Raw genomic sequence first — 10682 nt, forward strand, 5'->3', positions numbered from 1 at the left:
AGCGCGCCGAGACCATCGCCGGACCCAGGGGACAAGATGACGTACGCGACGCCGGAGCCGACCCCCGACCCCGGATCCACCCCGGACCTGCCGACCGGCACCAAGCTGCGGCTGCTCGCGGGCTACGTCACCCCGCATCGGCGCCTGCTCGCCCTCGGGGTGCTGCTCGGCCTCATCGGCACCGCCGCCGAACTCCTCACCCCGATGGTCACGAAGAACGTGCTGGACCGGCTCGAGGTCGACGCGTCGCTGGCCGCCCCCGTGACGATCCTGGCCGTGCTGCTCGTCGCCGGCACCGTCATCCAGCTCGTGCAGGGCATCATGCTCGGCACCCTCGCCGAGCGCATCATCCTGTCGACCCGCACCGGCATGGTGCGCCACCTGCTCCGGGCGCGGGTGCCGGACGTGGCGAGCCGCGCGGGCGGGGAGATGGTCGCGCGGGTCACGTCCGACACGATGCTCATCCGCGAGGCCACGACCACGACGATCGTGCACGGCATCAACGGCGTGATCGCCCTGGTCGGGTCGGTGGTGCTCATGGCCGTGCTCGACGTGCCGCTGCTGCTGACGACGCTGGTGGTCATCGCGATCGTCGCTCTCGCCGCCGTGCTTCTCATGCCGCAGCTGGCCCGGGCGCAGCAACAGGCGCAGGCGGAGGTCGGCCGGATGGGCGGGCGCCTCGAGGGAGTGCTGCGGGCGATCCGCACCGTCAAGGCGAGCCGCGCCGAGGAGCGCGAGTCGGAACGCATCGGCCTCCACGCGGCACGGTCGGCGCGGATGGCGGTGCGCGCGGTGCGCCTGGAGAACTACGCCTGGGCGATCACCGGCGGCGGCATCAACCTCGCCGTGCTCGTCGTGCTGGGGTTCGGCGGCTGGCGGGTCGCCAGCGGCGCGATTCAGGTCAGCACCCTGATCGCGTTCCTGCTGTACCTGTTTCAGCTGATGAGTCCGGTGTCGATGCTGACGATGGCACTCACCGCCCTGCAGTCCGGCCTGGCGGCGGCCGCCCGCATCCACGAGATCACCGCACTGCCGCAGGAGCCGCACGAGCCGCCTAGCGCGCCAACCGAACCCCCAACCGAACCCGAGACCCGACCCGCGGCCGACGCGCCTGCGCTGGAGCTTCGCGACGTCCGCTTCCGCTACTCACCGGAGGGGCCGTGGGTGCTCGACGGAGTGTCGCTGAGCGTGCCGAGCCGCGGCCACGTCGCGCTGGTCGGACCGTCCGGAGCCGGCAAGACGACCATCTTCGGCCTGCTGCTGAAGTTCCTCGAGCCCCAGCAGGGGTCGATCGAGCTCGACGGCCGGTCGTTCGAGGAGTGGCCGCTGGGCCAGCTGCGCCGCCGCTTGGCCTACGTCGAGCAGGACACCCCGCTGGTGCCGGGCACGCTGCGCGACAACCTCACCTACGCCGCACCCGACGCCACCCCCGACGCGATCCACGCCGCCTTGGAGACGGTGCGCCTGGCCGCCCGGGTCGAGAGCCTGCCGAACGGCCTCGACACCGAGGTCTCCGGCGCGGTGCTCTCCGGCGGCGAGCGCCAGCGCGTCGCTCTCGCCCGTGCCCTCGTCGCCGACCCCGAACTGCTGCTCCTGGACGAGGTGACCGCCCAGCTCGACGGCCTCACCGAGGCGGCGGTCGCCGCCGGCATCCGGCGCCAGGCACGACGCGGGGCGGTGGTGACGATCGCCCATCGGCTCTCCACCGTCATGGACGCCGACGCGATCGTGCTGCTGGAGGCGGGTCGCGTGCGGGCCGTCGGCACCCACGCCCAGCTGCTCGCCACCGACTCCCTGTACGCCGAGCTCGTCGCCGCCCTGCGCATCGGCGCGGACGGCAGGATGTGAACGCGCGGCCGTGACGCCGGCCGGACCCGGGTGCCGCACCTAGGCTCGGCGCATGACGACCCCCAGCGTCAGACGCGAAACGTCGCCAATGCCAGGGCCTTTCGCCTCACGAGTACGCGCGCAGTTCGTGCCGAGCACACCAGCGGCCGCGGCGAGCGCGCTGCTTGTGCTCGTCGCGATCGCGCTCTGGGCCTGGCGGGCGGCCGGGCGGGTCGTGCCCGGCGGGGAGCTCGCCACCTGGCAGGTCATGGCGCTGGAGCCGGCGCTGGCGTACGGCGTCGGGGCCGGCGCGGCGACGCTGATCTGCGTGGTCGCGGCGCTGCTGAGACGCCGCGCCCCGTGGCTGGGGATCACGACGTGGCTCGGGTCGGCGGTGCTGCTGGCGACGATGGGCGCCGCCGCCGCGACCCGCGGGTGGTGGGCGCTCGTCGCCGTCCTGCTCGTCTGCGTGCCCTTGCTCGGCGGACTCCTCGGTGCAGCGTTCTCGCGACGCGGGCGAACCCGTGGTCGCGTCGAGTCGACCGCAGGTGGCGAGCGGATCGGCCGGTTCGGGCTCCTCGCGGGGATCGCGGCGGCGGTCGTGCTGCTGCTCACGGCCGCGTTCCTGGTTTGGCCGGGAGCCGGACCGGCTCCGGCGACCTCGCCGAGCCCCGCCGGCTCGAACGCTGACGGGTCCGCGCAGGCCGCCGTGGCCCGCGGGCCGCACGAGGTGCGCACGCTGCGGTACGGCACGGGTCGGCCCGGCCCGTCGGCAGGCTACGGCCCGGGCGTGCCGGTCGTGACGCAGCCGGTCGACGCCTCCGCCGTCATCACCGGCTGGCCGCCGGAGATGACCCAGGCGTGGGGCTTCGACCCGAGCGCCGTGCCGCTCAACGGCACGGTGTGGATGCCGGCCGAGGCGGGGCGTTTTCCGCTCGTTCTCCTCGTGCACGGCAGCTCGACCGTGCCCGACTCCGAGGCGGGCCTGGCCTACCTCGGCGAGCACCTCGCGTCGCGCGGCTACGTCGCCGCGGCCATCGACGAGAACTTCCTCAACCCCGGCGTGCTCGGCCCGGCCGTCGGCGGTCTGGACGCCGCCCGCTCCTGGCTCGTGCTGGCTCACCTGCGGCAATGGTCGGCGTGGGCCGGGCAGACGAACGGTCCGTTCGCCGGGCGCGTCGACGTCGAGCGGGTCGGTCTCGTCGGGCACTCCCGGGGCGGGGAGGCGGTCGCCACGGCCGCCGCGCTGAACGCCGCCGGCACCTGGCCCGACGACCCCGCCGCGGCCATCGACACCGGCGCGACCGTGCGGACCGTCGTCGCGATCGCCCCCAGCGACGGCCTCTACCAGCCCGCCGGTCAGCCCGTGCGGTTGCGCGGCATCGACTACCTGACGCTCGCCGGCTCCTACGACGCCGACGTCATGACGTTCGCCGGCGCCCGCCAATTCGCGCGCACCGAGCCAGGGCCGGGCCGGCGCAAGACCGCGGTGCTGCTCGACGCCGCCAACCACAGCCAGTTCAACACGCGGTGGGGGCGCTACGACGGGGCCCTCGGGGCCGCCCGGGGCGTGCTCGCAACCGCGCCCCTGCTCGAACCGGAGCAGCAGCAGGCGCTCGCGACCGCCTACGTCGGCGCCTTCCTCGACCTCGGTGTGCAGGGCCGCGACGCCAACGCCAGGTACGTCGAGGAGGCCGACGTCGCACCCTGGTCGCCGCGGGTCGCCGTCCGCCACCAGGTCGCCCGCGGGGACGGTACGGACATCGCCGGCCCCGGCGTGGCATCGGGCACACCCGCCACCGCGCAGCGGACGGTGTTGCCCAGCCGGACCGGCTCCGGCGACGTGCCGGTGCTGAACGTCGCTGCCGGCGCGCGCCTGGAGGTTCCGAGAGAACGGCTCACCACGGTCACCGAGGCGGCGCGGCTGACCCTCGACCTGGCCACCGCGAACACCGCGAACACCGCCACACGCGACGAACAGCTGACCCTCGAGGCGGCCGACGCCTCGGGCCGCACCGCGCGCGTGCCGCTGCGGCTGCCGCCGCCCCTGCCCGGGCAGTTCACCAAGCTGGCGGCGTTCCTGCCGGTGCCCGCGACCGAGCCCACGCTGTCGACCGTCTCCGTGCGGCTGAGCGACCTGGGCCTCGACCTCGCGACACTGAGGCGGGCGACCCTGGTCGTACCCCCGGAGGCGACGGACGGCGTCTACGTCGGCCCGGTCCGCCTCATCACCGCGGATCGGGACACTTCACGGCGGCCGTGAACCCGGTGGGCCGGGTGCGGACGTGTTGTCGGCGAACCGAGCCCACGATCGGCACCGACGCTCCTACTCCAAGAACTCGATCCCGTGCCGACGGCCGAGTTCGTGCACGTCGTCGGCACCGGCGTCCCATTCGGCGAAGAAGCGCTCCAGCCCTGCTGGGTGCCCGAGGATGAGTTTCTCGCCGCCGGTGCGGCCCGCTTCGACCTTGTGCGGGAGCCCCGCCGGCAGGTGGACGAATTCGCCCGCCGACACCTCGAACTGATCATCGCCGCAGGTCACTGTGTAGCTTCCCGTCAGCACATAGAACGACTCGTCCATGGCCGTGTGGCGATGCAGTGGCGTGCTGTCGCCGGGGGGCGAGGTGGCGCGGATCAGGGTGTAACGGCCATGAGTGTCGTCCGCGCCGGCCAGGAGCTGGCCGCCCGCGGACGCGAGCCGACGAGCGGACTCCGGACCCCGCTGGAAACCACGCTGGTGCGTCACCATCCCAGCCTAGGCAGCAGCATCCTGCCGCCGTCATGATCGAGCCGGCCGACAACTCCCGTCAGCGCGGGCGCGCGGCCCAGGCGTCGAGGTCGCGGGCGAGCTTGGCGCGCCGCAGGCCGCTGCGGAAGAGCCGCTGCAGGTCGTAGCGGTTGTCGTGGGAGAGCTGCACGTGAAAGTAGTTGATCTGCTCCAGCACCGCGAACGCTGCCAGGCCCGCACCCGGCAGCCAGCCCGCCAGCCGGTCACCCCCGAACCCCGGGGCCAACGTCGGGCCGGCCAGCCCGACTCCCACGGCGAGCACGAGTGTGCCCACGACGAGCAGCCAACACGGGAGCCGGGCCGCCGCGAAGAATGCCAGGCCCTCCGGGAGTTCATCTCCGGACCGCAGCTGACGCAGCTTGGCCCACCAGTAGGCGCCGCCGACGAGGAGGAGCACCGCGACCGCCAGCGCACCGCCGAGGTTCGCGGCGGTCGCCGGCATACCCAGCTTGACCACCACGAGAGGCAACACGACGAGCGCGTTGAGCACCTCGAGAATCGCCATCGAGCGATAGCGCCCGGGCAGCTTCTCCGGGGGATACGCCATGTCGATCACGCTAGGGCAGGGGTGCCCGCGCCGGGGCTGCGCGTGGCCCGCGGTCGGGCCGGCCGATGGCGGTCATCGTGAATTTCTCCTAGCAAGGAAACTGCCACAACGACTACGCCGATTTTGAGGCGCCGCGGGTCGCGATCCCCTGACCTGCGGCATCGCCGCGCGCGGGCGCACATCAGCCGATCGGGATAGTCGATATGGCGATAACTCGGCCAGCACCTGACCCGTCAGCACGGCGCGGCCGCCCACGAGAGTTCGATGGACTCCTGAGCCTGCGGCATCAGCAACCGGCCTACCCGAGACTGCCGACCAGCCCGTGCGGCCGTCACCTGCCCGGCTCCGCGAGGCCGGTGAGGAAGCTCTGCAGGATCGGGCCGGCGGTGCGGGCCCCGCCGGATCCGTCGGCGACGAAGACGGCGACGGCGAGGTCGCCGTGAATCCCGAGCATCCAGGCGTGTGTTCGTGGCGGGGAGTCGCTGCCGTACTCGGCCGTGCCGGTCTTGGCCAGGACCGGGCCGCCGGGTACGCCGCGCAGAAACGTGGCCGAACCGTTCGTCACCACCTCGCGCATCAGCCCGCGCAGCGTCTCGGCCTCTTCGGCGGTCAGCCGGGGCGGTGTCGAGCCCGGGCTCGCCGAGCCAGTCGGCCGCGGGGTCGGCGGGTCTGTGACCAGCACCGGCTCCACGAGATGGCCCGCGGCGATGGACGCCGCGACGGTCGCCATGCCCAGCGGGGAGGCGAGCACCCGGGCTTGTCCGATCTGCGCGGCCGCCAGGTCCGTCTCGCCGGTCGTCGCGGGCACCGACCCGAGCTCGGCGGGCACACCCAGCGCCGGGGTCGAGGTCAGGCCCAGCGCGCCGGCCGCCTGGGCCAGGGAGTCGGGGTCGAGCCGGTCGCGGGCGGCGATGAGCCCGGTGTTGCACGAGTTGGCGAACACCTCGCGCAACCGAATCCGGCCCAGGCGCCCGCTCGGGTAGTTTTCGTAGTTCTTGAAGACGCGCCCATCGACGGCGGCCGTCGCCGTGCAGGCGAGCCGCGACTCGGGGGTCAGCCCCGCCCGCAGCAGCGCCAGGGCGGTGACGGTCTTGAAGGTCGAGCCCGGTGCGTACTGCCCCAGCAGTGCGGTCGAATACCCCTGCCCGCCGGGCCCGCTGGCGGCAGCGAGCACGTGCCCGTCCGAAGGGCGGATCGCGACGATCGCGCTCGCCGGCGACACCTTCGCCAGCGCCGACTCCGCGAGGGTCTGCGCCCGCAGGTCCAGGGAGACGGTGACGTCACGCCCGTTGGTGGGCGGCGCACCGAACAGTTCGCGCGGCCGCCCCTGGGGCGGGATCGCCTCGATCGTGTAGCCCGCTCTCCCCGCCAGGCGTTCGTTCTGCGCGGCTTGCAGACCGGACAGCCCCACGGTGTCCCCGGGCCGCACCCGCCCGCCGGACTTCTCGACGATCTCGGCGGTGGCCTGCCCCACCCGGCCGAGAATCGGTGCCGCGAAGGCGGTCGTCGGGGCCAGGGGCGCGGAGTCGGCGATGGCCTCGGCACCGGGAATGTCGCCCAGCGCAGCCATCGCGGTCGCGAGGTCGGCGCTGCGGTCGCGGTAGACGATCGCCTCGACGAAGGCCTGCGGCCCCGCCCCGGAGACCGCGGCGGCGTAGGCGTCGGGCTCGATGCCGACCAGCGCGGCCAGGCGGCGAGCGGACTGCACCGCCTCGGCACTCGTGGCCGCCTTCGGGCGGGAGATGCCGATCCGGTACACCGGGCGGTCGGCGACCAGGGCGGCGCCATCGGCGCCGAGGATGCGGCCGCGGGTCGCGTTCACCCTCGTGGCGCCGAGCCGCTCGGAGTCGGCGAGACCGGGCGCCACGACGCCGTTCGACCAGGTGCCGCGCCACTCGTCGTCGTGACGGGTCAGCGGCATCATGGTGCGGTAGGTCCACGGCCGACCGGCGTGCACGGTCCAGGTGTGCTCGAAGGTGACCGATCCGGCTCCCTTGGCCTCGTCGAGCGCCACCGCCTCGACGGTGACCGCGTGCGGGATGGCGCCCATGCCGGCCAGGGTCGTGGCGAGTCGCGCCTGCGCCGCGCCCCGGTCACCGGCGATCGGGTCGGGCACCTGCCCCGTCGCGAGGCTGTGCGCAGCCTGCTGGGCGTAGGCGGAGGCCGACGCCTCGCGCCGCACGTCCTGACCCAGCCACACATACGCGCCGACCGCGAGAACAACGCCCACGACGACAACGATCGCTACCAGCCTGCCGACCCTCACCGATCACCCTCCCGTTCAGTCGGATCCCCCGCGACTCATGCTGAGGAGCCACCTGACGAGAGTCAAAGACTATGAATATCCCCCTTCAATAGACTTTCGATATATTCCCTGGATGGACATCGTGCGGCACGTGCGCTTCTTCGTCGCCGTGAGCGACCAGTTGCATTTCGGACACGCCGCCGACGAGCTCGGGATGGCGCAGCCGCCGCTGTCGCAGGGCATCGCGCGGCTCGAGCGGCACCTCGGCGTGCGGCTGTTCGACCGCGACGCCCGGCGGGTGCAGCTCACCGCAGCCGGCGCGGACCTGCTGCCCACCGCCCGTCGGCTCCTCGCCGACGCCGACTCCTGGGTCGCCTCCGGCCGCGCGTGGCGGCCCCGAGCGACGCTGCGGTTCGGTATCGCCGACGACCTGCTGGAGGGGTGGGGCCACGTGCTGCAAGCCCTGGCGCAGGAGGGTTGGAACCCGATGCCCGTCGTCAAGCCGAGCACCACGCTCGTGCACCTGGCCCGCGAGGGCGAGGTCGATGTCGCGCTCGTGCGGCATCCCGTCATCACGGACGGGCTGCTCACCGGCGAGGTTGTCTCGGCGCCCGCACACCTGGAGTGCGCAGACCCGAGCACGCCGGCCAACGATCTGCCCGTCGCGGTTCCGCCGCGAGGCGCTCACCCACCGGCCCATGACCAGCTCGTCGACGCCCTCGCTCGCAGCGGCCACCCCGCCACGGTGGTCGAACTGGAGACGGCGCAGGAGCGACGCGCGTGGGTGGCCGCCGGCCGCGCCGCGGCCCTGGTCGCCACACCGCGTCCGCCTGGGCCGCCTGAGCCACCCGGCCCGCACCCGATCGAGATTCGGTTGCGCCTGGTGACCGGACCCCTGAGCGTGCGGCGTTCCCGTCTCGACGTCTCCGACCTCATGGGGCACCTGCAGGAGCTGCTGTGACGACCCGCCGGCGCGAGGCGGCCGCGGCGATCCGGGCGATCGCCGCCGATGTCGGGGTGCGCGTTCGAGTGCACGCGCAGGTAGTGGGGCCCGACCCGGCTCCGCCCGAGGTGGCCGTGGACGACGGGGTGCCGACGGCGATCGCCTCGCTGTACAAGTTGCCGTTGGCCGCCGCCTGGGCCGACCTCGCACATGCGCACACGCTCGACCCGCGGGCCCGGCTCGCGCTGCCGTCGGGGTCTCGCACCCCGGGCCCGACCGGGGTCGCGACGCTCGTCGACGACGTCGAGCTCTCGCAGCGCGACACCGTGCGCCTCATGCTCAGCGTGTCCGACAACACTTGCGCCGATGCGGTCCTCGGTCTCGTCTCCCTGGGGCGACTGGCGCAGTGGCTCGCCGCGCACGGGCTGACCGACACCACGATCAGCCACGGCTCGGCCGACAGCCTTCGCCGCATCATCGAGGAGACCGGCGGACGCAGCGAGGCGGAGGCGATGGCTCGCCTGGCCGACCCCCGATTCGACCGCGGCACCAGCGAATACGACGCCGCCCTTGCCAGTTCGAGCACGGCCCGGGAGCTTACGTCGATGATGCGGATCCTCTGGGGCGACGAACGCTACGCGTGGGTGCGGGAGTCGATGCGCCAGCAGGCCTGGCGCCACCGGATCGGGTCGGGCTTTCCGCACGACGACGTCGACGTCGCCGGCAAGACGGGAACCCTCGGCCGGCTGCGCCACGAGGCCGCCGTCGTGCACTTTCCGCAGGAGTACCCGGTGGCCGTCGCGGTGCTGACCGACTCGATCCGGCCGGAGATCCATCAGCCCCGCGTCGACAACGCCATCGGCGCCATCGCCCGGATCGCCGTCAACGCCCTGCGCCGGCCGGTCGAGGTCGCTCGGCCTCCGGGGTGACGGCTGCCCGGTCCTGGGACGCCGCGGACAACTACGCCTTCTGTGCAGGCGGCACCGGCGATGAGTCCGAGTCGACCATCGGCGCGTGGGTCGACGCCCGTGACCGTGCAAAAAGGGCTACTCACTAGCCGTTTTTGCAGCTAGTGAGTAGCGGTTATTGCAACCGAGTCGCGAGCGGACCTGCCTCGCAGGATGCCGCCACCGAAACTGCCGGGCGGCTGCGGCGTGGTTGCTCGGCGATTCACCGTTCGGACTATCACCGGGCAGACCCACTGACAGAGCCCAGGCCTACGACCTGCGGATTCGCGAAAACAGGACCGCATCTGTTGCCGCGGTGATAGTCCGAACGGGCGGCCGGAGCTGCGTCGCGTAGCGGACACCTCGGGTGGGCGTAGAGCGATGCTTGCAATGCAAGGTAGCTGGCCGTACTTTGTAGGGGTGAGTGCGTGGGTGTCGCAGATCCGCAAGGGGGTTCTTGAGCTGGCGGTCCTCGGGCTGCTGGCCGGGGAGCCGCGCTACGGTTCCCAACTCGTCGACGATCTCGGCGACTACGAGGCGCTGGCCATCACGGCCGGCACCGTGTATCCGCTGTTGTCGCGCCTGAAGAAGGCGGGTCTCATCGACTCCGTGTGGCGGGAGTCGCCCGTCGGGCCACCGCGAAAGTACTACTCGCTCACCGACGTCGGCCGCGAGGTGCTGACCGAGATGGCCGGCACCTGGCGCGCCGTGGACGCCGCCATCACGAACATCGTGGAGCAGACATGATCATCGACCTCGACCGGCTCAGCCCGCGGGCGCGCGACGCCGTGCAGCGGTATCGGGAATCCTGGCAGGCGCGGCGCGGTCCGCTCGACGGGCTCGACCCGCGAGGGGCCACCCGGCGGGTGGCCGACTCGATGTGGAGCCCCCAGGACCCGCGCCTGTTCCAGCCCCGCGCGGTCGGCCTCGGCTGGGACCTCAACCTCGGCGCCGTCGCCGTGCGCGTCGGACTCATCGAGCCCGACGCCGAGGACGTGCCGTTCGAGGCCGCGCCCGACTCCGCCTTCGAGGCCGCGGCGGCGCTGCCGATCGCCTGCGCGGTCGCGACCGTCGCGCACTACGCCGTGCGCGGGCGCACTCTGCCGCCGCGCCTGCCCGCCCACTGGTCGGCCGGCGGCACCCCCGACCGGTTGGTGTCGAAGCGGCGGGCGGGGGCGACCGACATCGCCGTCACCGTGGCCTCGGCGGGCCTCGCGAGTTGGGCCGGCTGAGGCCGGGGTTCGGGGCCGGAGCGAGCCTCCCTGGCCGCCGCCTCGGCGATCGGCGCCCTCGGGCTGGCCACCACCGGCCTGCGCAGCCTGCCTCCGACCCGGCGACCCTGGGCGGGCCCGGTCATGGTGGCCGCCCCGATCGCGGCGGCGGGG

Annotated in this window: 9 protein-coding genes; 6 read left to right on the forward strand and 3 right to left on the reverse strand. The window is 73.4% G+C overall.

Going from position 1 to position 10682, the window contains the following annotated elements; translation table 11 throughout:
- Window positions 1-36 precede the first annotated feature (36 nt).
- Together PINTE_RS09165 and PINTE_RS09170 are read left to right on the forward strand one after the other, a co-directional pair.
- A complete protein-coding gene (locus PINTE_RS09165) occupies window positions 37-1848 on the forward strand; it encodes an ABC transporter ATP-binding protein (RefSeq protein ID WP_068429054.1) in 1812 nt (603 codons plus the stop codon).
- Window positions 1849-1975: 127 nt separating this feature from the next.
- On the forward strand, window positions 1976-4090 hold the full coding sequence (locus tag PINTE_RS09170) for a poly(ethylene terephthalate) hydrolase family protein (protein WP_157087151.1): 2115 nt from the start codon (window positions 1976-1978) through the stop codon (window positions 4088-4090).
- Window positions 4091-4153: 63 nt separating this feature from the next.
- Here PINTE_RS09170 and PINTE_RS09175 read toward each other — a convergent pair whose 3' ends face one another.
- From PINTE_RS09175 to PINTE_RS09185, 3 genes are all read right to left on the reverse strand, one after another.
- Window positions 4154-4573 (reverse strand): cupin domain-containing protein, encoded by a 420-nt coding sequence (locus tag PINTE_RS09175; protein ID WP_169798496.1) that lies wholly within the window; start codon window positions 4571-4573, stop codon window positions 4154-4156.
- Between the two features lie 61 nt (window positions 4574-4634).
- Window positions 4635-5162 (reverse strand): hypothetical protein, encoded by a 528-nt coding sequence (locus PINTE_RS09180; RefSeq protein WP_068429064.1) that lies wholly within the window; start codon window positions 5160-5162, stop codon window positions 4635-4637.
- Window positions 5163-5493: 331 nt separating this feature from the next.
- Window positions 5494-7392, reverse strand: coding sequence for a penicillin-binding transpeptidase domain-containing protein (locus PINTE_RS09185; protein WP_068429067.1), 1899 nt, complete (start codon window positions 7390-7392; stop codon window positions 5494-5496).
- Window positions 7393-7540: 148 nt separating this feature from the next.
- Between PINTE_RS09185 and PINTE_RS09190 the strand changes: the two genes are divergently transcribed.
- The 4 genes from PINTE_RS09190 (at window position 7541) to PINTE_RS09205 (ending at window position 10529) form a co-directional block, all read left to right on the forward strand.
- On the forward strand, window positions 7541-8368 hold the full coding sequence (locus PINTE_RS09190; RefSeq protein WP_068429069.1) for a LysR family transcriptional regulator: 828 nt from the start codon (window positions 7541-7543) through the stop codon (window positions 8366-8368).
- A complete protein-coding gene (locus tag PINTE_RS09195; RefSeq protein WP_084343408.1) occupies window positions 8365-9279 on the forward strand; it encodes a serine hydrolase in 915 nt (304 codons plus the stop codon). The genes PINTE_RS09190 and PINTE_RS09195 overlap by 4 nt, the downstream gene beginning before the upstream one ends.
- A 438-nt stretch (window positions 9280-9717) precedes the next feature.
- Window positions 9718-10044 carry a PadR family transcriptional regulator gene (locus tag PINTE_RS09200; protein ID WP_245642878.1) on the forward strand — a complete coding sequence of 109 codons (327 nt, stop codon included), beginning with the start codon at window positions 9718-9720 and terminating at the stop codon, window positions 10042-10044.
- Complete coding sequence (locus tag PINTE_RS09205; protein WP_068429074.1) at window positions 10041-10529, forward strand: DUF5808 domain-containing protein; 489 nt, start codon at window positions 10041-10043, stop codon at window positions 10527-10529. The genes PINTE_RS09200 and PINTE_RS09205 overlap by 4 nt, the downstream gene beginning before the upstream one ends.
- Window positions 10530-10682 lie beyond the last annotated feature (153 nt).

This window comes from Piscicoccus intestinalis NBRC 104926 (assembly GCF_001515525.1).
GTDB lineage: Bacteria > Actinomycetota > Actinomycetes > Actinomycetales > Dermatophilaceae > Kineosphaera > Kineosphaera intestinalis.